This is a genomic window from Microbacterium sp. CFBP 13617 (assembly GCF_014839445.1).
In the GTDB taxonomy this organism is placed as follows: domain Bacteria; phylum Actinomycetota; class Actinomycetes; order Actinomycetales; family Microbacteriaceae; genus Microbacterium.
Genome location: NZ_JACYNW010000002.1, coordinates 265,424 through 288,128, shown reverse-complemented (window position 1 = coordinate 288,128; position 22,705 = coordinate 265,424). Strand labels below are relative to the sequence as shown.

17 protein-coding genes are annotated in these 22,705 nt (G+C 69.1%); 10 read left to right on the top strand and 7 right to left on the bottom strand.

The genetic code is table 11. The features are described from left to right. The first annotated feature begins 55 nt into the window (after positions 1 to 55). The 3 genes from IFU40_RS05860 to IFU40_RS05850 are packed head-to-tail and all read left to right on the top strand — an operon-like array spanning position 56 to position 4,634. On the top strand, positions 56 to 265 hold the full coding sequence (locus IFU40_RS05860; RefSeq protein ID WP_055837140.1) for a hypothetical protein: 210 nt from the start codon (positions 56 to 58) through the stop codon (positions 263 to 265). A gap of 26 nt (positions 266 to 291) precedes the next feature. Continuing rightward, entirely contained in the window at positions 292 to 1,632 is a 1,341-nt protein-coding gene (gene glnA, locus IFU40_RS05855) for a type I glutamate--ammonia ligase (RefSeq protein ID WP_191926039.1), read from the top strand. 11 nt (positions 1,633 to 1,643) lie between these two features. Then, complete coding sequence (locus tag IFU40_RS05850) at positions 1,644 to 4,634, top strand: bifunctional [glutamine synthetase] adenylyltransferase/[glutamine synthetase]-adenylyl-L-tyrosine phosphorylase (RefSeq protein WP_191925705.1); 2,991 nt, start codon at positions 1,644 to 1,646, stop codon at positions 4,632 to 4,634. 54 nt (positions 4,635 to 4,688) lie between these two features. Here IFU40_RS05850 and IFU40_RS05845 read toward each other — a convergent pair whose 3' ends face one another. Continuing rightward, complete coding sequence (locus tag IFU40_RS05845) at positions 4,689 to 6,383, bottom strand: long-chain-fatty-acid--CoA ligase (protein WP_191925704.1); 1,695 nt, start codon at positions 6,381 to 6,383, stop codon at positions 4,689 to 4,691. Between the two features lie 116 nt (positions 6,384 to 6,499). Here IFU40_RS05845 and IFU40_RS05840 point away from each other — a divergent pair, with 116 nt between their 5' ends. Continuing rightward, entirely contained in the window at positions 6,500 to 6,811 is a 312-nt protein-coding gene (locus IFU40_RS05840; protein ID WP_055837149.1) for a DUF2277 domain-containing protein, read from the top strand. Positions 6,812 to 6,885: 74 nt separating this feature from the next. On the opposite strand, the gene phoA is transcribed toward IFU40_RS05840, so the two are convergent. Then, complete coding sequence (gene phoA, locus IFU40_RS05835) at positions 6,886 to 8,787, bottom strand: alkaline phosphatase (protein ID WP_191925703.1); 1,902 nt, start codon at positions 8,785 to 8,787, stop codon at positions 6,886 to 6,888. A 162-nt stretch (positions 8,788 to 8,949) separates the two neighbouring features. Here phoA and IFU40_RS05830 point away from each other — a divergent pair, with 162 nt between their 5' ends. The 4 genes from IFU40_RS05830 to IFU40_RS05815 all read left to right on the top strand — a co-directional run bounded on the left by IFU40_RS05830 (position 8,950) and on the right by IFU40_RS05815 (position 13,395). Next, positions 8,950 to 9,342, top strand: a complete 393-nt coding sequence (locus IFU40_RS05830) for a hypothetical protein (RefSeq protein ID WP_191925702.1) — start codon at positions 8,950 to 8,952, stop codon at positions 9,340 to 9,342. A gap of 144 nt (positions 9,343 to 9,486) precedes the next feature. Further along, positions 9,487 to 10,389 carry an ATP-binding protein gene (locus IFU40_RS05825; protein ID WP_191925701.1) on the top strand — a complete coding sequence of 301 codons (903 nt, stop codon included), beginning with the start codon at positions 9,487 to 9,489 and terminating at the stop codon, positions 10,387 to 10,389. Between the two features lie 232 nt (positions 10,390 to 10,621). Next, a complete protein-coding gene (locus IFU40_RS05820; protein ID WP_342343502.1) occupies positions 10,622 to 11,707 on the top strand; it encodes an acyltransferase family protein in 1,086 nt (361 codons plus the stop codon). Between the two features lie 1,094 nt (positions 11,708 to 12,801). Then, positions 12,802 to 13,395 (top strand): hypothetical protein, encoded by a 594-nt coding sequence (locus IFU40_RS05815; protein ID WP_191925699.1) that lies wholly within the window; start codon positions 12,802 to 12,804, stop codon positions 13,393 to 13,395. Positions 13,396 to 14,149: 754 nt separating this feature from the next. Here the strand turns inward: IFU40_RS05815 and glnA (IFU40_RS05810) are convergent. Continuing rightward, on the bottom strand, positions 14,150 to 15,574 hold the full coding sequence (gene glnA, locus IFU40_RS05810) for a type I glutamate--ammonia ligase (protein ID WP_055837159.1): 1,425 nt from the start codon (positions 15,572 to 15,574) through the stop codon (positions 14,150 to 14,152). 101 nt (positions 15,575 to 15,675) lie between these two features. On the opposite strand from glnA (IFU40_RS05810), the gene IFU40_RS05805 reads away from it, so the two are divergent. After that, the gene (locus tag IFU40_RS05805) at positions 15,676 to 16,134 is read left to right on the top strand and encodes an RDD family protein (RefSeq protein ID WP_055837162.1); all 459 of its coding nucleotides are present in this window, start codon (positions 15,676 to 15,678) and stop codon (positions 16,132 to 16,134) included. Positions 16,135 to 16,178: 44 nt separating this feature from the next. On the opposite strand, the gene IFU40_RS05800 is transcribed toward IFU40_RS05805, so the two are convergent. Beyond that, positions 16,179 to 16,889 (bottom strand): DUF4191 domain-containing protein, encoded by a 711-nt coding sequence (locus tag IFU40_RS05800; RefSeq protein WP_055837167.1) that lies wholly within the window; start codon positions 16,887 to 16,889, stop codon positions 16,179 to 16,181. A gap of 122 nt (positions 16,890 to 17,011) precedes the next feature. On the opposite strand from IFU40_RS05800, the gene IFU40_RS05795 reads away from it, so the two are divergent. Continuing rightward, a complete protein-coding gene (locus IFU40_RS05795) occupies positions 17,012 to 18,016 on the top strand; it encodes a hypothetical protein (protein WP_191925698.1) in 1,005 nt (334 codons plus the stop codon). A 17-nt stretch (positions 18,017 to 18,033) separates the two neighbouring features. Here the strand turns inward: IFU40_RS05795 and sucB are convergent, their stop codons facing one another. Genes sucB through IFU40_RS05780 form a run of 3 tightly spaced genes read right to left on the bottom strand, consistent with a single transcriptional unit; the run spans position 18,034 to position 22,646 of the window. Beyond that, entirely contained in the window at positions 18,034 to 19,755 is a 1,722-nt protein-coding gene (gene sucB / locus IFU40_RS05790; protein ID WP_191925697.1) for a 2-oxoglutarate dehydrogenase, E2 component, dihydrolipoamide succinyltransferase, read from the bottom strand. Between the two features lie 54 nt (positions 19,756 to 19,809). After that, positions 19,810 to 21,183: a dihydrolipoyl dehydrogenase gene (gene lpdA / locus IFU40_RS05785; RefSeq protein ID WP_191925696.1), complete on the bottom strand. Its 1,374-nt coding sequence runs from the start codon at positions 21,181 to 21,183 to the stop codon at positions 19,810 to 19,812. Beyond that, positions 21,180 to 22,646: a leucyl aminopeptidase gene (locus tag IFU40_RS05780; RefSeq protein WP_191925695.1), complete on the bottom strand. Its 1,467-nt coding sequence runs from the start codon at positions 22,644 to 22,646 to the stop codon at positions 21,180 to 21,182. Before IFU40_RS05780 ends, lpdA begins: the two co-directional genes overlap by 4 nt. Positions 22,647 to 22,705 lie beyond the last annotated feature (59 nt).

The window sequence follows — 22,705 nt, the reverse complement described above, 5'->3', positions numbered from 1 at the left end:
CGGGGGAGCACCGGCGGTTCTGCGCCGAGACGCGAGACCCACCGAAGGAGCCATCGTGAGCGACGAGAGCAACAAGTACTGGTACAACCTCGAGACCAAGCAGGTCGAGCAGGGCTTCGCCTCTCCGATGGCCGACCGTGCCGGCCCCTTCGACACCGCCGAAGAAGCCGAACGTGCGCCCGAGATCCTGCGCCAGCGCTCCGAGAAGTGGGATGACGACGACGCCCGCGACGCGGACTGGGGCTCCGACGGCGTCAAGGCCTGACAGCCTTACCGAAACGAGGGATGACGATGGACAAGCAGCGCGATTTCGTCCTGCGGACGATCGAAGAACGGGGCGTGAAGTTCGTCCGCCTCTGGTTCACCGACGTGGTGGGAACGCTCAAGTCGGTGGCGATCGCCCCCGCTGAGGTGGAGGGGGCCTTCACCGAGGGCCTGGGCTTCGACGGATCGGCGATCGAGGGACTGACGCGTTCCTACGAGTCCGACCTGCTCGCGCACCCCGATCCCACGACCTTCCAGATCCTGCCGTGGCGCGGCGAGATCGACCCGACGGCGCGCATGTTCTGCGACATCACCACGCCCGACGGACAACCGGCCGTCCCCGACCCCCGCCACGTGCTCAAGCGCACGCTGGCGAAGGCCGCCGACGCGGGGTTCACGTTCTACACGCACCCCGAGATCGAGTTCTACCTGCTCAAGTCGTCGCAGCTCGGTGCCGATGGGCGCCCGCAGCCGGTCGATTCGGCGGGCTACTTCGACAACGTCCCGGGTGGGACGGCGCACGACTTCCGTCGTCGCTCGGTGCGCATGCTCGAAGACCTCGGCATCTCGGTCGAGTTCAGCCACCACGAGGGTGGTCCCGGCCAGAACGAGATCGATCTGCGGTACGCCGACGCCCTCACCACGGCCGACAACATCATGACGTTCCGCACGGTGGTGAAAGAGGTCGCCATCGAGCAGGGCGTGTACGCGACCTTCATGCCGAAGCCCATCAGCGGCCAGCCCGGCAGCGGCATGCACACCCACCTGTCACTGTTCGAGGGCGACATGAACGCCTTCTACGAAGAGGGCTCGCAGTACCAGCTGTCGAAGGTCGGCCGTCACTTCATCGCCGGCCTGCTTCGCCACGCGAACGAGATCTCGGCCGTCACCAACCAGTTCGTCAACTCGTACAAGCGCCTCTGGGGCGGCGACGAAGCCCCGAGCTTCATCTGCTGGGGTCACAACAACCGTTCTGCCCTCGTGCGCGTTCCGCTGTACAAGCCCAACAAGGGGCAGTCCACGCGCGTCGAGTACCGCGCGCTCGACTCCGCGGCGAACCCGTACCTGTCGTACGCGCTCATGCTCGCGGCCGGGCTCAAGGGCATCGAGCAGGAGTACGAACTGCCGGCCGAGGCCGAAGACAACGTGTGGTCGCTCACCGACGCGGAACGCCGCGCCCTGGGTTACGCGCCGCTGCCGGCGAGCCTCGACCACGCTCTCGAGTACCTCGAGGAGTCCGAGCTCGTGGCCGAGACGCTGGGGGAGCAGGTCTTCAAGTACGTGCTGCTCAACAAGCGACGCGAGTGGCAGCAGTACCGCGCCCAGGTCACGCCGTTCGAGCTCGAGAGCAACCTCGAAGCGCTCTGACGGAAGCCGCCATGACCTCAGGTGACCGCACGACCGCGCTCACCGCACTCGCCCGCACCGGATTCTCGCAGCTCGCCGAAGCAGACACCCTGCTCGGCGAGCTCGCGGAGCTGGTGGGCGTGGAGCGGGTCGGCGCCATGCAGCTCGCCCAGCGCGTGGCCGATCCCGACCGCGCCCTGTGGGCGATCGTTCAGGTGGCGCGCCGCGACGCCGACGCGGTGCGCGGTGCGGCGGGCGATCCGGGAGCGTGGCGGGCCCTGTGGGACATCGTCGGCGCCTCCGACGGGTTCGCGGAGTTCTACCTGCGTCACCCCGACGAACTGCGTCACCTCTCGGGCGCGGGTCTGACCCTGCCCGACGAGCCGACCATGCGGGCCGAGCTGCTGGCATCCGTCGGCGACGTCGAGGGTTTCGCGACGGATACCTCGGATGCCGCCTGGGTCGCGCTCCGCGTGCGGTACCGGCGTCTTCTGGCGCGCATCGCCGCCTACGACCTCGGTCAAGACGATCCCGCCGGCGCGATCGACATCGTCTCGGCCTCGCTCGCCGACTTGGCCGGCGCGGCCCTCGAGGCGTCGTTGAGCGTGGCGCGCGGCCGCGTGAGCGGTACGGGCCCGGCGGCGTTCCCGAGGGCGCAGGTCGAGGCCACCCGGTTCGCGATCATCGCGATGGGCAAGACCGGCGCCCGTGAACTCAACTACGTCAGCGATGTCGACGTGATCTTCGTCGGCGGCTCCGCCGACGAAGACATCGTCACCGAAGCGCGCGCCATCGACATCGGCACGCGCCTCGCCGTGCAGACGATGCGGGGTATCTCGGGGCCCGAGATCGAACCGCCCCTGTGGGAGGTCGACCCCAACCTGCGCCCCGAGGGCAAGCAGGGCGCTCTGGTGCGCAGCCTCGCCTCTCACGAGCAGTACTACGCCCGCTGGGCCAAGAGCTGGGAGTTCCAGGCGCTGCTGAAGGCGCGCCCGCTGGCGGGCGATGCCACCCTCGGCGCCGAGTACGTCGCCGCGGTGCAACCGCTCGTCTGGCACAGCGCCGCGCGAGAGAACTTCGTCGAGGGCGTGCAGCGCATGCGCGAGCGGGTGACCGACCACATCCCGGCCAGCGAGGTGAACCGCCAGCTCAAGCTCGGTCCGGGCGGCATCCGCGACGTGGAGTTCACCGTGCAGCTGCTGCAGCTCGTGCACGGCCTGACCGACGAGCGCATCCGTCAGCGCGGCACGCTCGACGCTCTCGACGCCCTCGTCGCCGAGGGGTACATCGGCCGCTCCGAGGCCGAGGCGTTCGGCCGCGACTATCGTCTGCTGCGTCTGCTCGAGCACCGCCTGCAGTTGCGCGGCCTGCGCCGTACCGCTCTGCTGCCCGAGAAGGACGACGACCTGCGGGTCCTCGCGCGCGCGTCTCGGCTGGCAGACTCCGCCTCCGGGGTGCAGACGGTGTGGGAGGGCATCAAGCGCGAGGTGCGCGACATCCACGTGCGCCTGTTCTACCGCCCGCTGCTGTCGGCGGTGGCGGCGCTGCCCGAGGGCGAGCGTACCCTGTCGACCGAGCAGGCGCGTGATCGTCTGGCGGCCATCGGCTTCCGCGACCCGGCCGGCGCCCTGCGTCACATCGCCGCCCTCACCAGCGGACTGAGCCGCAAGTCGACCATCCAACGGCACCTCATGCCCATCATGATCCGGTGGTTCGCCGACGGCGTCGATCCCGACTACGGCCTCCTCGTCTTCCGTCGCATCAGCGAACGCCTCGGCAACACGCCCTGGTTCCTGCGCATGCTGCGCGATTCCGCCGGTGCCGCCGAAAGCCTCACTCACGTGCTGTCGGGCTCGCGGTACATCGGCGAGTTGATGGAGTGGATCCCCGAGTCGGTCGCATGGCTCGACGACGACGCGTTGCTGCGCCCCCGCTCCGGCAAGGCTCTCGAAGAAGAGGCGCGGGCGATTCAGACGCGCTGGCAGAACATCGACGACGCGATGCGATCGGTGCGCGCGCTGCGACGCCGCGAGATGCTGCGCGTGGCGATGGCGGCCGTGCTCGGCACGGTCTCGCTCGAGGAGCTGTCCGACGCGCTGTCGACGATCACCGAGGTCACGATCCAGGCGACCCTGCGGGCGGTACGGCGCGTGGTCGTTCCGCCCGAAGACGACGACCTCGATTTCGCGGTCATCGCGATGGGGCGCTTCGGCGGGCGCGAGATCGGCTTCGGCTCCGACGCCGATGTGATGTACGTCTACCGCTCGAACGGTGTCGATCCGCAGCGGGCCGGCACCCTGGCTCTCAAGCTCGTCGCGGGCCTGCGCGAGCACTCCGAAGACCACCGCCTCCCGCTCGACCTCGACGCCGAACTGCGTCCCGAGGGGCGGAGCGGCCCCCTGGTCCGCTCGATCGAGTCCTACGCCGAGTACTACCGGCGCTGGTCACTGTCGTGGGAGGCTCAAGCGCTGCTGCGCGCCCGCGGCGTCGCGGGGAGCGTCAAGCTCATCAACGCGTTCATGGAGCTGGCCGATGAGGTGCGTTACCCCGTCACCGCCGATGAGAACGGCCTGCGCGAGATCCGGCGCATCAAAGCCCGCGTCGAGAACGAGCGCCTCCCGCAGGGCGCCGATCCCGCGCGCCATCTCAAGCTCGGTCCGGGTTCGCTGAGCGACGTCGAGTGGCTCGTGCAACTGCTGCAGCTGCAGCACGCGCGCACCGTTCCGGGAATGCGCACCACCTCGACGCTGGGGGCTCTCGAGGCCGCCGTCGAGGCAAGGATCGTCGAGCCCGACGCTGCCGAGAAACTCGCGGCCGCGTGGCATCTCGCCAGTCGCCTGCGCTCGGCCAACACCCTGCTGTCGGGACAGACCAGCAACGTGCTTCCCACGGACCGCCTGCGACTCGACGGGATCGGACGCATCCTCGAGTACGCCCCGCGCTCCGCGACGCAGGTCGAAGAGGACTACCTCGGCGCCACGCGACGCGCCCGCCGCGTGTTCGACAAGCTGTTCTACGGCTGACGCGAGGGGCGTGGGGGATGCCGACGGCTCGACGCCGTGGCATCCCTCCGTCCGTCAGGCCATCAGGCGCTCGCGCACCTCTCGCCGCTGCACCTTGCCGATGAGCGAACGCGGCAGGTCGTCGACGACGACGATCCGACGCGGCACCTTGTAGTCGGCCAGGCGCGTCTTGCAGTAGTCGCGCACGGCGTCGGGAGCGATCTCGACTCCGTCGCGCACGACGATCGCCGCCGCCACGTCTTCGCCGCCGCGCGCCTTGGGCAGGCCGACGACCGCGGCCCCCTCGATGTCGGGGTGCGAGGTGAGCACGTCTTCGACCTCGCTCGGGGCGACGTTGAAGCCACCGGTGATGATGATCTCTTTCAGGCGATCGACGATCGTGACGAACCCGTCGGGCGAGACCGAGGCGATGTCACCCGTGCGCAGCCACCCCCCGTCGAGCAGCGTCGCCGCGGAGTCGGTGGGGCGGTTCCAGTACCCCTGGAACACCTGCGGGCCGCGGAGCAGCAGCTCGCCCGTCTCGCCGAGCGGCAGATCGTGCGACGGGTTCTCGGGGTCGACTACGCGGATGTCGGTGCTGGGGAACGGCACGCCCACCGTTCCCGGCCGCCGTGAGGGACCGATCGGGTTGCCGAGCGCGACCGGTGAGGACTCCGTCATCCCGTACCCCTCGACGAGCAGACCGCCGGTGGTCGCCTCCCAGCGGTCGACGGTGGCGACGGGCAGGCTCATCGCCCCCGAGATCGCGAAGCGCACGGTCGAGAGGTCGATGGTGCCGCGCGCTCCGGCTCGCGCGAGCTGGTCGTAGATCGGCGGCACCGCCGGCAGGAAGGTCGGCGGGCTCTTCTTGGCCGCGGATGCCACGAGCTCGAGGTCGTACTTCGGGAACAGCACGAGCTTCGCGCCGATGCTCATCGCGAACGTCAAGCAGAGCGTCAGACCGTACGCGTGGAAAAGGGGGAGGACGCCGTAGAAGGTCTCTTCGCCGTCGCGCAGACCGGGCACCCACGCCCGGCCCTGCATGGCGTTGGCGCGCAGATTGCGGTGCGTGAGCACCGCGCCCTTCGGAGTACCGGTCGTCCCACTGGTGTACTGCAGCAGCGCGATGTCGTCGAGGACGGGGCCGCGGTGCTTGCGCGACAGCGTGCCGTGCGTGAGCACCTTCTCCCACGCGACGGCGCGCTTCGACTGCGGCGTGGCGGTGAGTTGCGCCCGCGCGGCACGGGCCTTGGCGACCGGCAGGCGCAGAGCCACCCGCTTGCCGAGGGGGAACGCCGCGGTGATGTCGACGCTCACGATGTGCTCGAGAGCCAGGTCGGAGGGGAACTCGGCGACCGTGTCGACGAGCTTGTCCCACACGATCGCGAAGCGCGCACCGTGATCCTCGAACTGGTGACGCAGCTCGCGCGGGGTGTAGATCGGGTTGTGCTCGATCACGATGGCCCCCAGCCGCAGCGCGGCGTAGAAAGCCACCACGTGCTGCGGACAGTTCGGCAAGACCAGGGCCACCCGGTCGCCGGCGCGCACACCGAGACGGCGCAGGCCCTCGGCCGCCCGATCGACCTGCGCGCCCAGGTCTCGGTACGTGGTCGTCGCTCCGAAGAACTCCAGCGCCGTCTGCGCGCCGTACCGCGTCACCGCGGCGGCCAGCATTTCGGACAGGGTCTGCGACGGTTCGTCGATCTCGTGCGGCACACCCTCGGCGTAGGAGCTCAACCACGGACGCGAGGCGTAGGGGAAGGTCGACATGTTTCCATCCTTCCGTGCCCCACCAATATGGCCGCGCACCTTGACCTGGGGGCATGCCGGGAACTCGACCGACGCGAATCTTCCCTCCACCGGCGTCGCGGCCTACCCTTTCGGGCATGTGCCGCAACATCGTTCCCCTGCACAACTTCACCCCACCCGCCACCGACGACGAGTGCCACGACGCCGCGCTGCAGTTCGTGCGCAAGATCGTGGGCACGACGAAACCGTCGCGGGCCAATCAGGACGTGTTCGATCGCGCGGTGGGCGAGGTCGCGGCATCCGTTCGCCACCTGCTCGACGAGCTCGTGACGAACGCCCCGCCGAAAGTGCGCGAGGACGAGGCCGCCAAACGGCAGGCACGCTCGGCGGAGCGCTACGAGGCGATCCGTGTGTTCCAGGCGCAGAAGCGCAGCGAGCGGGCCGGCTGAGCCCCCGCCTGTCGGCGGAACGCGACGACGCCCGCCCCCGCGAAGCGGTGGGGACGGGCGTCGACGAATCAGGCTCAGACGAACTCGGTGTGACGGCGACGACGCGCGCGCAGGTACGCACCGGTGGCGAGCAGGCCCACCGCGAGGACCGCTGCGCCGAGGGGGAGTGCCGCGCCGGTCGACGCGAGCGGACCACCGTTGCCCGCTGCTCCGCCACCACCGCCGGCACCGGCCGACGACGACGGGGTCGGGCTCGGGGCGATGGGGGGAACCGGTGCGGCAGCGGCCGAGACGGTCACCGTCGCGGTCTTCGTCACGCCCGTCTGCGCACCGCGCACGGCGATCTCGAATGCGCCCTCGGTGGTCGGGGCGGTCGTCTCGAAGCGCGCCGCACCCCGCAGGGCGTCGCGCTGGCCGAGAGCCGTGGAGTCCCCGGCGGAGCCGACCAGTTGCCAGTCAGCCGAGAAGCCCTCGGCGGCCACCGAGATCGTGTCTCCGGGGCGCACCTCGGCCGGCACCGAGATCGACGCGTTCGCACTGAGCGAGGCGAGGTCGGAAGAGAGGGCGAGACCGTTCGCCGCGGTGAAGAACAGGTCGGTCTGGTCGGTCAGGCCCACGACGTTCGCCGCCCCGGGGCCGTAGCCCGCGATGCGCACCTGAGCGCCGGTGTGCTGCTGCGACTCGCCGAGCGCCGACGTGCCGTACGCCACGATCATCGGCTGGCCGTCGGCCGTCAGCAGGTGGGTATTCAGGCCGGGGATCGCCGAACCGACGATCTGGCTCGTGTGCGCGTGGTCGGCGGTCACCACGACCAGGGTGTCACCCTGGGTGCGGGCGAAGTCCAGCGCGACCTGAACGGCCTCGTCGAGGTCGACGGTCTCGCCGATCTGACCGCAGGCGTTCGCGGCGTGATCCTGCTTGTCGATGCTCGCGCCCTCCACCTGCAGGAAGAAGCCGTCGTCGCCGTCGAGCAGGTCGATCGCCTTGGAGGTCAGGGATGCCAGCGACAAGCCGGTCGCCAGACGCTCGGGGTTCTCGGCGCACGACGTCGGGGCGGGCAGCTCTCCACCCGCGGTGAGGTCGGTCGCCTCCGGTCCCGACCAGCGCACCGGGAAGTTCCCCTCGGTGAACAGGCCCAGCAGGGGCTGGTCGGCATCCGCGACGGTGACGGCGTCGAGAGCCGCCGCGTCGTCGACGAGCGTGTACCCGCGGTCCTCCGCCTGGGCGAAGAGCGTCTCACCCTCCCACGGACCGGCTTTCGCGGTCTGCGCGAAGCTCGCCGAGCCTCCACCGAGGGTGACGTCGGGACGCACGTTCAGCAGCTGCTCGCTGATCGAGCCGAGCCCGCCGTTCTCCAACGCCTCCGTCGCACAGTTCTCCGACGTCTGGTCGGGACCGTAGCATCCGCGCGCCGAGATGTGCGAGATCTGCGCGCCGGGGGTGGCATCCTGGATCTCCGCCGTCGAGACGTTGCCGGTCTTCAGACCGTTCGCCTTCGCGATCTCGAGCAGGGTCGACTGCGCCGTGTTCTGGTAGTCGACGCTCAGCCGACCGTTGACCGTCTTCGTTCCCGTCGCCCAGGCACTGGCCGTCGACGCCGACTCCGACGCGTAGTTCGGCTGCCCCTCCTCGTTGACCGAGTAGGTCGTGTACTGCCCGGTGAGCGGGAGGGCGTCGATCCCGGCGAAGCGTCCACCCGCGCCTTCCGCGTAGTTGCGCGCCACGGTGATCTCGGAATCACCCATCCCATCGCCGATGAGCAGGATGACGTTCTTGGCCGGCCCGTCGACGAGCGACGCACGAAGCGCCTCGGTCATGTCGCCGTCGTTCCGGGCGGCGCCACCGTGCTCGGTGATGTCGCCGGGGGTGGTGGCGAGGGCCGGAACGGCCACGAGCGCCACGGAGGTCGAGGCGGTCAGCGCCACCGCAACGGCTGCAACGGCCGTTCGGAGACGCCGGGAGGTACGTGAGTGCATGGGGGATCCTTCGTCGTGTCGGTGCGGTCGTCGATCGCGCATTCAGCCCACCGGTGTGAGGACACCTCCGCACCATGCTCAGATGAAGATCAGGTGTCCAGACGGTAGTCACTCGTCCACCGACCCCGATCGGAGGGGTGCGCCCGCCTAGGCTTGACGACGATGACCATCGCCGTCTCGCCTCCCCCCGGCCGACGCGCCGTCGGGCGCGGCATCCGGCTGATGCTCGCGCTGTTCCTCGTGTTCAGCGCGTGGGCGACGACGCACGTCGACGACGGCGTCGGCGATCACGAGGGCACCGCTCATACGGCCTTCACGGTCGGGTCCCTGATGAACGTCGACGACGCGCCGACCGCCGGAGTCGTTCCTCCCGTCGAGGCCGACGCGACGAGCGTCACGGCCGTGGACGGCACGACGGCAGTCGTGCTCGCTGCCGTCGACGTCGTCGCCCGAGCGACGGTCTCGACGGTGAGCGCCGACACGAGAGCGGAACCGTCTCTCGATCCGCCGCCGCCCCGGCATCCGCTCCTTCTCCACACCATCTCCCGCACCTGACTCCCGACACCCCGCCGCTCGATGGCGGGTCGCGGTCGTCCGCCGACGACCGTTCGTGTCGGAACCAGGATCGGGAGATTCACCGTGTCAGCTGCCGCCCATCTCCATCGCAGCGCCCGCTCGACGTCGCGGGGTCGCCGCCACGTGAGAGCGGTCGCCGAGGACGTCACCCGCGCCAGCGAGCGCGCCGCGCCCGCCCACGGGCCCGCCGCCCGGGACACGGTCGAACGCCACGCCGACGGCGGGGGCGCGGCAAAGGTGATCACGGTCCTGCCCGAGCGGACCGCCGCTCCGCCGCGGGCCCGCCCGCACGGCATCCGGATCGAGCAGACCGTCGAGATCGATCGTCTCCCCGTCGTGGACGACGATCTGCGCGCCCGCCTGCTCGGCGCCCAGACGACCTCGCTGCTGCTCGTGGGCGGGGCCGGATGGGGCAAGACGACGCTCGCGCGGTGGCTGGCCCACCGCCGTGGTCGGCCGCTCGCGACGCTCGACCTCGCGACCACGGGGGACCGTTCGGCCGCGTCCCTCGCCGATGAGATCCGACGGGGGACCACCGCCGGGATGACCCTCTTCATCGACAACGCCCATCTCCGCGGACCGGCCGCGCTCTCGCTCCTCGTCGGCGTTGCCCCCGAGCCCGGTGTGACGGTGGTGGCTTCGGAGGCTCCGGATGCCGCCCACCTTGTCGATCAGGTCGTCACGCTCGAGCTCCCCGGCATCGCCGCCATCGAAGCGCTTCTGCGAATCGACGTGTGCAACGTCGATGCGAAGACGGCTCGCGTTCTCGCGGCCCTGAGCCTGGGGGAGACCCCGGCGTCGATCGCGCGCGGAATCGAACGCGCTCGGCGCTTCTCGTCGATGACCGAGGTCAGCATCCCCGATGCGCTGCGCGCGGTGACGCTGGAGAGGTTCTCGACGTGGTCGCCCCGGCGGCGGAGCGATGCCGCCCTCGCGCTCCTTCGGCTCGGGGATCTCAGTCAGCGCGCCGTGAGCGCGGTGACCGGGGTGAGCCGAGACACGTTGCGTCGCCGGGGCGCGGCCTGAGGGTCGGCAGGCGACGGGTCGAGCGCACAGCGGCGGACGATCGTCCGCCGCCGAGGCACTCGATCCGAACGAGATACTCGTCCCCGAGACCTCGACACGGCCAGTCTCGCCGTCGAGCGGGGAGAGGGGCGTGAGGCCTCTCGACGAGACCGATACTGTGGATCGGTCACCCACCTCGTAGGAGAACAACATGCCTGCCGGCCCGGTCAAGAGCATTCACTGAGCCTTCGCCATTCCCTCGCTCGACGGCATCCGCTTCATCGCGGTGATGGTCGTATTCATCGGCCACGGCCTCACCGTGAGCACCCGATGGCCCGGCAGCGTCGGCGTGACGATCTTTTTCTTCCTCAGCGGCTACCTCATCACCACCCTGCTGCGTCGAGAGTACGACAAGGCCGGGCGCATCTCGCTGGGAAAGTTCTACCTCCGCCGGGTGCTCCGCATCCTCCCGCCCACGTACATCGCGATTGCCCTCACCGGACTCGTCGGCGTGCTCGGTGTCCTCCCCTCCACGATCAACGGGTGGGGAGTCGCGGCTGAGCTGCTGCAGGTCACGAACTACTACATGGTGTGGGCTGAAGCCGTCACCGGCACCGCGCACACCGGGCTACCGCCCGAGTCGTCGATGCTATGGTCCCTCGCCGTCGAAGAGCATTTCTATCTCATCTTCCCCGCCCTACTGATCCTCCTGCTGTGGCGGAAGCTGAGCTACAGGAAGATCGGGTGGATCCTCGTCACCGCGTGCGCGGCCGCCCCACTGTGGCGCCTGTTCCTCATGGCCGGGGACGCGAGCTTCTATCGCCTCTACGTGTCTACTGATACGCGTTTCGACGGACTCCTCGCCGGCGCTGCACTCGCACTCCTCGCGAACCCGGCGCTCGGCGACCGGGCGCCGTTCGGCATCCGCGACCGTGCGCTCCGCTACATCGCCGCGCCGATCGCCGCCGTTGTCTTCATCGTCGTCGCGCTTGCCCCGCAGAGCTTTGGCCTCACTATCGGCGACAGCATCCTCTATGCCTGCCTCGTGCCCCTGTTCTGGCTCGTCATCTCCCACCCCGAAGGCATCACGGGGCGGATCTTGAACAACCCGGTCATCGCGCACATCGGCGTCCTGTCGTTCTCGATCTATCTGCTGCACCGACTCGCGCTCGGACTCGTCGAGCTCGTCACACCCGTGCCCATCGTCGTCGACCTCGTCTCCCTCGTCATCACCATCGTCGCGGCGCAACTCCTGTACGTCGCTGTGGAGAAACCCCTGGGCCGTGTTCGCAAGCGGCTCGAAGGGAAGCTCCCCGCCCGCGCCCGCGCTTCCGCCTGACACGGCGAAATGTCCCCGGGCGTCACTCCGAGTTGGAGGGACGCCGTGTGAGATTGATGGTTGTCCGACGACGGGCGCGAGAGGCCGAGTGCCCGGTCAAGTTGTCAGCCTTCCCGGCACTACCAGCACGCCCCGGGACACCGCACAAGGCCCATCCGCAGAGTCCCGCGGGTTGTTACGTTGCTCGCGTGATGCAGGAAGAGGGCTTTCGACAGCGCACTCCGGCCGAGTGGCGAACTACCCACCTTTGTTGCGTCTGTGGGCATCCCGCTGTCATCGAACCGCGCGCGCCTTCCCCGCTTCGGTGGCTGCTGCGCGCGCGACCACGACCCGCGGAGTGTCAGGTCGCCGAATACGATTCCTCCGGGCTTAGTCCGCTCCCCTGCGGATGCCGCTCTCCCATCCACGGATCCTGACGGGCTCCCGCCGCAGAGGAGCGGAAGTCCTCAGGTTCAGGATTTGGCGTAGAGAACAAACAAATCGCCCCCGGCATCCCACACCAACGAGGTGGGGGGATTCCGGAGGCGTTAGTTAATCAGGCGCGGATTACGAGCGCGCCGGGGCTACCCAGGCGGACATGGTGCCCCGCTCTGTCACCGAGGTGATGGACGGTAAAACCTCTCCCGCTCGACGACGAAATGCCCCCAGCGTCCACCCACCTGTAGGTGATGGACGCCGGGGGCACTTTGTGTTCGGTCATTCCGCGCGACGCTGGGCCCGTGAGCCGGCCTCACGGTGGACCTTTCCACCGCGGATGTCCGGGACATGTTCATCCCCGACAGTTGCGCCTATCAGCGTGAGGGTGCGGAGGTCGGCGCCGAAGAACAGCATCTCTCCGAGCTCACGTTCCCGGTCCGTCAGGCCGGGGATGTTCTGCCATGTAATGGGCTTTGGATCGGGCACGATGTCGCTCTTTCCTAGCCCCCGGGAGAGAGTCTGCGCCTCCGCACGTTGTAGCGCAAGGGCGCTGATCCGTTAGCCGAACCGATCGGCAGAACGCAATAGCTCGTCAAGCGCGCACCGGCGCCCTACCTTGGGGTCACCCTTACCCCGAAGCGAGGCACATGCGTACTCGACGCGTCACCGTCATCGCCATGATTCTCCTCACCGCCGCGATAGCCTTCGTCCCGGGGGCCGCGCACGCTGCGGAGAATCACGCGTGCATCGCCGTGCCAGGAAGAGCTGGCTCTGACCTCGCCGTCAACGTTGGCAAATACCCGACCGAGAAGCCGGACGGATACAGAACGGTCGACGGTGTCCCGGAACCGTACTACCGGGTCACGCTCGGCAAAGTGCTCCACATCCCCACCCGGATCAGCAACACCGGCACCTGCTACTTCTGGGTCTACCGCGGCAATTTCGTCACGATGGGCGCAGACGTCTTCGGCATCCCCGGATCCTCGACTTACGTCGCCGGCCGAGGCGATGGCGTCTGGGGCTCAGCCGTCGGAGTACCGACCTGGGACCCCAACCCCGACCGCAACCACCCCTACACGCGGCGGTCAGAGTCACTCGCCCAGAACATCTATCCCGGCGACTACAGCAAGCGGCTCTGGCCGCTCACCGTGGACAGACTTCCGCGGAACGGGGTCTACTACTCCGTCAAAATCCGCTACGACGGCCGAGTGTCAGACCCGCCCCTCGACCGCACCGCACACAGCGAGCGGTTCTGGGTCATCGGCGAATAGCGCTAGAGCCGCAGCCATCGAGACAATCGAACCGCCCGCCTCGCATCGGGCATCGCACCCTCGAATAGAAGGGCCCGCTGCGTGGTGTGGGGTGGCGCAGTCGAGTCACCTGGTCGGCCGCGGCCGCCGCGACCGTCTCGCCGAATCTTGTTGAACCGTGACGAGGACGTCGCGCCTCTCGCACCGGATGACATGGCGACCCGGCCGTGATTGGCACCTGAGCTCTACACCATGACAAACGACACCATCGCAGCACTCGCAGCCGAGATTGAAGGCTGGAGAACGAAATGGAAGCCATCAACGAGACGTACATGGCACGTTGGGGCGCCACAAAAGATGTATACGAGCACCAATGTGATTTTCACGCTCCGCACCAGCATGGCGGTCGGACACTGAGACGCTGACAAAGACGAAACGCCCCCGGCGCCACCTCCGAAGAGAGGGCGCCGGGGGCGTTCCACCATTCCAGCAAGGGGAGCGACTGATCATTCGCGTGCTGTGAGCCAACTGATCGCTGCGGGCCTCGACTTCAGGGGCGTGCAAACCCGGATGCGGCACGCCTCATCGGTGGTCACCCTGCGGGCCTACGCACACCGCTGACCGGACACAGACGACACCTCCCGCGCCGCGGTAGCGGACGTTCCGAACGCACTAAAGAGCCCCCCGGGTGCGGACCCGGAGGGCTCTTCGTCAGATTCTGCGGACTAGACGCGGACTAGATGCCCGTGCTGGTCCTGAATCCCGGTGCTGAAGGTCAGACCCCGAAGTACAGCTCGTACTCGAAGGGGTGCGGACGCTGGGCCATCGGCTGGATCTCGTTCTCGATCTTGTACTCGATCCAGGTCTCGATGAGCTCCTCGGTGAAGACGCCACCGGCGAGCAGGAACTCGTGGTCGGCACGGAGGGCCTCAAGCGAGTCGAGCAGCGAGTTCGGAACCTGCGGGATGTTCTTCGCCTCTTCGGCGGGAAGCTCGTACAGGTCCTTGTCGACGGGCTCGTGCGGTTCGATGCGGTTCTTGATGCCGTCGAGGCCCGCCATGAGCTGCGCCGCGAAGGCGAGGTACGGGTTGCCCGAGGCGTCGGGCGCACGGAACTCGATGCGCTTGGCCTTGGGGTTGGTGCCCGTGATCGGGATGCGGATGGCCGCGGAGCGGTTACCGGCCGAGTACACCAGGTTGACCGGCGCCTCGAAGCCCTTCACCAGACGGTGGTAGCTGTTGAGGGTCGGGTTGGTGAACGCGAGCACTGCGGGGGCGTGCGCCAGCAGACCGCCGATGTACCAACGAGCGACGTCGGACAGGCCGCCGTAGCCGGCCTCGTCGTAGAACAGCGGCTTGCCGTCGAGCCAGAGCGACTGGTGCGTGTGCATGCCCGAGCCGTTGTCGCCGAACAGCGGCTTCGGCATGAAGGTGGCGACCTTGCCCCACTCTTCGGCGGTGTTCTTGACGATGTACTTGAACTTCAGGATGTCGTCGGCGGAGTGGACCATCGTGTCGAAGCGATAGTTGATCTCCTGCTGACCGCCCGTGCCGACCTCGTGGTGCGAGCGCTCGAGCACGAAGCCCGCGTCGATCAGCTTGAGGGTGATGTCATCGCGCAGATCGGCGGTCTTGTCGACCGGCGAAACCGGGAAGTAGCCGCCCTTGTACGGGGTCTTGTTGGCGAGGTTGCCGCCCTCTTCGACGCGGCCGGTGTTCCAGGCGCCTTCCTCGGAGTCCACCGAGTAGAAGCTCGAGTTCTGCTTCACCTCGAAGCGGACGTCGTCGAAGATGTAGAACTCGGCCTCGGGGGCGAAGAACGCGGTGTCGGCGATGCCGGTGGAGGCGAGGTACTTCTCGGCCTTCTTGGCGACCTGACGGGGGTCCTTGCCGTAGATCTCGCCGTTACGCGGGTTGTAGATGTCGAAGACCATGATGAGGGTCTTCGCCTCGCGGAACGGGTCGAGGTATGCCGTCGTCACGTCCGGGATGAGCTGCATGTCGGACTCGTGGATGTTCGCGAACCCGCGGATCGACGAGCCATCGAACAGCTGTCCGACGGTGAAGAACTCCTCGTCGACGGTCGAGGCGGGGATGTTGAAGTGCTGCTGCACACCAGGAAGATCCGTGAAACGGATGTCGAGGAACTTGACGTCCTCGTCCTGGATGAAGGTGAGCACCTCGGACGAATCTTTGAACATGAAGACTCCAGAGGTAGAACATTCGGGATCGGCGGGCTTCGCCCAGCCTCCTCGACCATACCCAGAACCGGTGTCCCGGTCATATCTCGCATGTTTCGAGCATGTTACGCGGTGCCGATTACGCTGGGTCCGTGAGCGTCCCTGCCGAGAACGACTATCCGGGCCAGCGGCTCGGCCTTCCCCGCGAGGGTCGCGGTTCGATCGCCCGTCCGGGGCGCCGGATCGCGGCGCTGCTGATCGATGTGGCCACCGCGGGGCTGATCGGATTCGCCTTCTTCTCGACGCCCGATGCCGTCACCGGCGTCCCGTTCGCGAACCCGGTCGCGTCGAACCTCATCTTCTTCGTCGCGCAGATCCTCTTCATCCCGCTGATCGGCGGCAGCCCCGGGCACCGACTCCTGGGAATGCGTCTGGAATTGGCATCCGGGGGATGGGTGGGCCTCTGGCGCCCGATCGTGCGCACGGTGCTGCTGGCGCTGATCATCCCGGCCGTCGTGTGGGATTCCGACCAGCGCGGCCTGCACGACAAGGCCGTCGGCACGATCCTCGTCCGCAGCTGATACGAGAAAGGCCCCCGCCGTGGCGGGGGCCTTTCTCATGAGGGTCAGCGAGGACGCGGGGAGCGCATCTTGGTCGGGTCGACGCCCTTCGGGATCGGGAGCGACGTCAGTCCCGGGGAGACCGACGAGATGCGCTTGATGACGGCCGCCATCGTGGCGCGGTCGACCTTCTTGGGCAGACCCTTGATGGCAGAGGCGAGCTTGGCGATCTCGACCTCGTCTTCACCGTGTCCGACGTAGAACACCGTCACGGGAACGCCGGAGGCGACGCGCTGCACACGGCCTCGCTCCTCGCCGACCAGGCGCGTGAGGCGGCTGCGCGCACCCTCACCGATGAGAACCACTCCGCCGCGTCCCACGGCGCGGTACAGCGCCTCCTGGGTGCGGGGGTTCACGCCGACCGGGGTGTCCGAGGCCTGCCAGTGGCGTCCGAGCGACGATGACAGCACGTGACCGGTGGCACCGGGCATGCCGTCGATCTTCTTGTACATGGCCGTCGTCGACAGGCGGGTCATCGTGATCATGGATGCCAGGACGCCGGCGAGCAGACCGGTGAAGCCCCACAGGATGACGCTCCACACCGCGAGCGGCGGGATGAGGAATCCGATGACGACGCCGAGGGCGATGCCCACCAGAACGATGCCGGCCAGCAGGAACGGCAGCCAGCGGTACTCCTTCTGCGTGAAGGTGTACAGGGTGCGGAGCTGCGAGAAGAATCCCGGACGCTTCTCGGGCGTGGAAGTGCGAGCGGCCATAGGAACGATCTTATCTTCGCCTTCGGCTCGCCCTTCCTCCCCAGGGGCCTGATTCGTCGGATCGTCCCCGATTCGGCGTTCTTCCTGCTCCCCGCGCCCGCCTGGTCGAGCACCATCGGGGCATGAGCAGCTCCGCCGCACCCGTCCTCGTCGAACCGTTCGGCGCCTACCTGCAGCGGCGTGCCCGCAGCTCCGTCGACGTCTCGCCGGGTGAGGCGGTCACCGCCGCCGTGGGACTTCTCCGCGGATGCCGCCGGGTGGAGCCCCCCGCACACCTCGTGCGGTGGTGGCTGAGCGCCACCGGGCGACCCTCCGCGGTCTTCGACGACGGCGGAGCAGATCCGATCGCCGCCACGGCCGAGAGCCTTTCGGAGCTGGCTGCGGTGATCCCCGACGCTCCGACCCGTCAGCTCGTGCAGTCCGCTCGCGAGAGCGTGCTGACCCGACCACCCCGCGAGTGGGAGGCGGTGGAACGACGGCTGTTCCGCCACGCGTCGCCGTTGCCGCTGATCCTGGGCCCTCTGGCTCCCGTGGACCGGCCCGCGGAGGCCGTGACCACGCTCCCGACGAAGGCCGGAGGCATCCTCGCCCTCGTCGACGCCGACCTCTCGGATGCCGTGTGGGCAGCCGTGCGCGATCTCGCGCAACGCTGGAGAGGCTCGCGGCCCCTGCGTCTCACGGTCGTGGGGGTGTGCGCCGCGGCGCTGGTCCTCGGCGTCTCCATACTGATGCCCTCCGGAGACGGCGGATCGGGATCGACCTCCGTCGTCCCCGGCGCCGCCGTCAGCGCCGCCGCGACACCCGCCGCGGCCGCTGCGCCCACCGTCGATTCCCGCGTACCCCTGTCGGACGACGTGGCAGAGAACGCCCGCATCACCCTTGAGCGCGCGGCGCAGTGTCAGGCCGACACGGACTGCGAGAGCGAGACGTGGGAACACGGCAGCCCGCGGGGCGACGCGCTGATCCCCGTGACGGATGCGACCGCCGTGCAGATGGTGGACGACTTCGGAGGAGTGAGCGTCGTGCGCGTCTCCGACAGCAGCAGCGCCCAGTACGTCACCCTCGTGCGCAGAAACGACAGATGGCTGGTCCGGACCGTCAAGACGATCACGGACCAGCCATCATGAGCCGGTGTTCAGCGGTGTCAGATGCCGAGGTCGCCCTCGAACTGCGCAGCCTCGAGGCGCGCCTTGACGGCGCCGAGGAAGCGGGCGGCGTCAGCACCGTCGATGATGCGGTGGTCGTACGACAGCGCGAGGTAGACGTAGGAGCGCACCGCGAAGGCGTCCTTGCCGTCGACCGACACCACGCCGGGCTTCTTCACGACGGCACCGAGGCCGAGGATCGCCGACTGCGGCAGGAACACGATGGGCGTGTCGAACAGCGCCCCACGCGAACCGGTGTTGGTCAGCGTGAACGTGCCGCCGGCGAGCTCGTCGGGCTTCAGCTTGTTGTCGCGCGTGCGGGCAGCCAGGTCGGCGATCTCGCGAGCGAGCTCGGCGATGTTCTTCTCACCGGCGTCCTTGATGACGGGCGTGAGCAGTCCGCGCTCGGTGTCGACCGCGATCGACACGTTCTCGTGCGCCGGGTAGACGATCTCGTCGCCCTCGACGGTGGAGTTGATGATCGGGAACGCCTTGAGCGCCTCGACCGCAGCGATCGCGAAGAACGGCAGGAACGACAGCTTGTCGCCCGTCTTCTGCTGGAACTCGCCCTTCATGCGGTCGCGGAGCGACGACAGCTTGGTGACGTCCACCTCGACCACGGTCGTGAGCTGCGCGGTCGCCTGCATCGACGCCACGGCACGCTCGGCGATGACCTTGCGCAGACGCGACATCTTCTGGGTGGTTCCGCGCAGCGGCGAGGCCTCGACGGGAGCCGGAGCGGCAGCAGGCGCGGCGGCGGGAGCTGCCGCGGGAGCGGCCTTGGCCGCCTCGGCAGCCTTGAGGACGTCTTCCTTGCGGATTCGTCCACCGACACCGCTGCCCTTGACCGAGGTCAGGTCGACGCCCTGCTGCTGGGCGAGGCGACGCACGAGCGGCGTCACGTACGTGACGTCGTCGTTCGACGACGCCGAGGCCTGCGGGGCAGGCTTCTCCGCGGCCGGAGCGGGCTTCTCGGCCGGCTTCTCCGCGGCGGGAGCGGGCTTCTCGGGCGCGGCGGGAGCCGGCTGCTCGGCGGGCTTCTCTTCGGCGGCGGGCTTCTCTTCGGCAGCGGGCTGCGCGGGGGCCTCGGGCTCCGCGGCCGGGGCGGCGCCGCTGCCGATGCGGGCGAGCGCCGCGCCGACGTTCACCGTCTCGTCTTCCTGCACCAGGATCTCCTGCAGCGTGCCGGCGACGGGGGAGGGGATCTCGGTGTCGACCTTGTCGGTCGAGATCTCGAGCAGCGGCTCGTCGACGGCGACGTCATCGCCGACCGCCTTCAGCCAACGGGTGACGGTGCCCTCGGTGACGCTCTCACCCAGTTCGGGGAGCTTCACCTCGGTCGAGTCTGCGGATGCGGCGGGCGCCGCCTCTGCGGCGGGCTGCTCGACGGCGGGTGCCGCGGCCGGCGCGGCCTCTTCGACGGGGGCCTGCTCAGGCTCGGCGGGGGCGGCCTCGGGAGCGTCGTCCGACGACGCGGAGCCGGAACCGTCGCCGATCTTGGCGAGGATGGCGCCGACCTCGACGGTCTCGTCTTCCTGGACCAGGATCTCCTCGATGACGCCCGAGACGGGCGACGGGATCTCGGTGTCGACCTTGTCGGTCGAGATCTCCAGCAGACCCTCGTCCTCCTGGACGGTGTCACCGACCTGCTTGAGCCAGCGGGTGACCGTTCCCTCGGTGACGCTCTCGCCGAGAGCGGGGAGGACGACGGAAGTGCTCATGGATATGTCTCCTTCGTACCGGATGCGGTACCTAGCTTAGTGACCGGTTTGTGGTCAGAGTGCGTGCAGGGGCTTGCCGGCGAGGGCCAGGAAGGCCTCGCCGAGCGCCTCGCTCTGGGTGGGGTGGGCGTGGATGAACGGTGCGATGTCTTCGGGATGCGCTTCCCAGCCGACGGCGAGCTGCGCTTCGGAGATCAATTCACCGACGCGGTCGCCCACCAGATGGGCGCCGACGACGGGCCCGTCCACGCGTCGGACGATCTTGACGATGCCCGACGTGCCGATGATCTCACTGCGCCCGTTGCCGGCGAGGTTGTACTCGTAGGCACGGACGGCCTCGGATCCGTAACGATCCTGCGCCTGCGCTTCGGTGAGGCCGACCGAGGCCACCTCGGGGTGCGAATAGGCGACCCGCGGCACGTCGACGTCGGGGACGAGAACCGGCGAGAGGCCCGCGATCTCCTCCGCGACGAAGATGCCCTGCTGGAACCCGCGATGGGCCAGCTGGAGGCCGGGGACGATGTCGCCGACCGCCCACACGTGCGCAGCCGCCGTGCGAAGGCGCTCATCGGTCGTGACGAACCCGCGGTCCAGCACGACGCCGGCCTCCTCGTAGCCGAGGTCCGCTGTGACGGGCCCGCGACCCACGGCGACCAGCACGTAGTCCGCAACGAGGTCGGAACCGTCGTCGAGCGTGACGGTGACCGCGTCGGAGGTCGAGGCGAGCGAGGTGAAACGCCGACCGAGCTGGAAGGCGATGCCGCGTTTGCGGAACGCGCGCTCCAGGGCTTTGCTCGAGGCCACGTCTTCAGCGGGGAGCAGGTGCTCGAGCGCCTCGACGATCGTCACCTCGACGCCGAACGAGCGCCACACGCTCGCGAACTCGACGCCGATGACGCCCCCGCCGAGCACGACGACCCGCTCGGGGATCACGTCGAGGTCGAGAGCCTGCTCGCTCGTGAGCACGCGCCCGCCGACCTCGAGCCCCGGCAGGCTTCGGCTGTACGAGCCCGTCGCGAGAATGACGTCGGTTCCGTGGTACACGTCGTCGCCGACGCGGACGGCCGGACCCTCGACGAGCGTGCCCTCGCCGTGGACGACCCGGATCCCGCGCGCCGACACGAGCCCCTCGAGGCCCTTGAACTTCTTCGCGACGATGCCTTCGCGATACGCGCGCACGCGCAGCGGATCGATGCCCGCGAGGGTGACCTCGACACCGATGGATGCCGCGCCGCGCGCCGCGTCAGCGACCTCCGCGGCGTGCAGGAGCGCCTTCGTCGGAATGCACCCGCGGTGCAGGCACGTTCCGCCGAGCTTGTCCTTCTCGACGAGCACGACGTCCTTGCCGAGCTCGGCGAGGCGCAGGGCCGCGGCGTAACCGCCACTGCCTCCACCCAGCACGACGACGTCGGCGGTGACCTCGGTCATCGTGCGGCGTCCGAGGCGAGCATCTCGACCAGCGAACGGACCGTGGCGCCCGTGACGCCCTTGTCGGTGAACCCGAACGGCGCCGACTTGTTCATGCCCACACCGGCGATGTCGAGGTGCACCCAGGGGATGCGGGCGGCGTCGGCGGCGTCCGAGACGCGACCGACGAAGTGGCGCAAGAAGAGGCCGGCGAATAGCGACCCACCGGCGGGATCGCCGATCTTCGCGTTCTGCAGATCGGCGATGGGGGAGTCCAGGTCGTCGACCATGTGGTCGGGCAGCGGAAGCTGCCACGCGAGCTCGGCCACGCGGCCCGCGGCGGCGAGGTACGTGGCCACGGCCTCGTCGTCGCCCATCACGCCGGTGTGCCGGTTGCCGAGGGCCACGGTGATGGCCCCCGTCAAGGTCGCGACGTCGACGATGAGATCGGGGTTCTCGCGGCTGGCAGCAGCCAGACCGTCGGCGAGGACCAGACGGCCCTCGGCGTCGGTGTTCAGCACCTCGACCGTCGTGCCGTCGAGAGTGCGCAGCACGTCACCGGGGCGGATCGCGCGACCCGACGGCATGTTGTCGGCGATACACAGCCACGCGCTCACACGGACGGGCAGCTGCATCTCGGCCGCGGCCTTGAGGACGGCCAGAACGGTCGCCGCGCCGCACATGTCGTACTTCATGCCGACCATCGAGGCCGGGGGCTTCAGCGACAGTCCACCGGTGTCGAAGGTGATCCCCTTGCCGACGAGCGCGACATGACGCTCGGCACCGGCGGGGGAGTAATCGAGGCGCACCATGCGCGGCGGCCGGTCGGACCCCTGGCCGACGCCCAGGATGCCGCCGAAGCCGCCCTCGCGCAGGGCCACCTCGTCGAGCACCTCGACCTCGACCGGGAGGCCGGCGACGGCCTCGACGACGGCGTCCGCGAAGTCGGCGGGCCCGAGCCATTCGGCGGGCGTGGTGACCAGGTCTTTGACCAGCGCCACGGCGCCGGAGATGGCGGACACCGCGGCCGTGTCGGCCTCGGAGGGAGCCTCGGCCGTCGAGACCGTCACGCGCGAGGCGCGCGGCTTCGGCGCCTTCTTCTTGTACGCGGCGAACCGGTAACCGCCGAGCGCCGCACCCTCGGCGAGGGCCCGCCAGGGCGCGGGCACCAGCGAGGCGACCGCGACGTGTTCGAAGCCCGTGAGCTGACGAAGGCCCGTGCCGGCCGCGTCGCGGAGCGCAGCGGCATCCGGCGTGGCACCGGCGCCGACGACCGCGACCGGCGTCGTCACACCGGGGACGTGCACGCGCTGGAACGATCCGACGGCGCCGGTGAAACCCACGGCCGAGAGAGCGGCACCGAGGCCGTCCCACCCGTCGGGATCGGGGGACCCCTCCGAAACGGTGGCGGCGATCAGCAGAATCGCATCGGAGGGGATGTCACGGACGGGGGCGTCGGTATGCGCCACGGAGGGAAAGGGCATGGGCTCCATCCTAGGTTCGCGCGTGTTCGCTAGCAGCGGGACGCTCCGTCGCCCGGCGC

Excerpts from the sequence above, each read along its gene's own strand:
- IFU40_RS05830 (WP_191925702.1), top strand. The coding sequence starts at position 8,950 with ATGACCATCGCCGTCTCGCCTCCCCCCGGCCGACGCGCCGTCGGGCGC.
- IFU40_RS05800 (WP_055837167.1), bottom strand. The coding sequence starts at position 16,889 with ATGGCCGCTCGCACTTCCACGCCCGAGAAGCGTCCGGGATTCTTCTCG.
- IFU40_RS05805 (WP_055837162.1), top strand. The coding sequence starts at position 15,676 with ATGTTACGCGGTGCCGATTACGCTGGGTCCGTGAGCGTCCCTGCCGAG.
- IFU40_RS05780 (WP_191925695.1), bottom strand. The coding sequence starts at position 22,646 with ATGCCCTTTCCCTCCGTGGCGCATACCGACGCCCCCGTCCGTGACATC.
- IFU40_RS05845 (WP_191925704.1), bottom strand. The coding sequence starts at position 6,383 with ATGTCGACCTTCCCCTACGCCTCGCGTCCGTGGTTGAGCTCCTACGCC.
- sucB (WP_191925697.1), bottom strand. The coding sequence starts at position 19,755 with ATGAGCACTTCCGTCGTCCTCCCCGCTCTCGGCGAGAGCGTCACCGAG.
- phoA (WP_191925703.1), bottom strand. The coding sequence starts at position 8,787 with ATGCACTCACGTACCTCCCGGCGTCTCCGAACGGCCGTTGCAGCCGTT.
- IFU40_RS05840 (WP_055837149.1), top strand. The coding sequence starts at position 6,500 with ATGTGCCGCAACATCGTTCCCCTGCACAACTTCACCCCACCCGCCACC.
- IFU40_RS05815 (WP_191925699.1), top strand. The coding sequence starts at position 12,802 with ATGATTCTCCTCACCGCCGCGATAGCCTTCGTCCCGGGGGCCGCGCAC.
- IFU40_RS05795 (WP_191925698.1), top strand. The coding sequence starts at position 17,012 with ATGAGCAGCTCCGCCGCACCCGTCCTCGTCGAACCGTTCGGCGCCTAC.
- glnA (WP_191926039.1), top strand. The coding sequence starts at position 292 with ATGGACAAGCAGCGCGATTTCGTCCTGCGGACGATCGAAGAACGGGGC.
- IFU40_RS05850 (WP_191925705.1), top strand. The coding sequence starts at position 1,644 with ATGACCTCAGGTGACCGCACGACCGCGCTCACCGCACTCGCCCGCACC.
- glnA (WP_055837159.1), bottom strand. The coding sequence starts at position 15,574 with ATGTTCAAAGATTCGTCCGAGGTGCTCACCTTCATCCAGGACGAGGAC.
- lpdA (WP_191925696.1), bottom strand. The coding sequence starts at position 21,183 with ATGACCGAGGTCACCGCCGACGTCGTCGTGCTGGGTGGAGGCAGTGGC.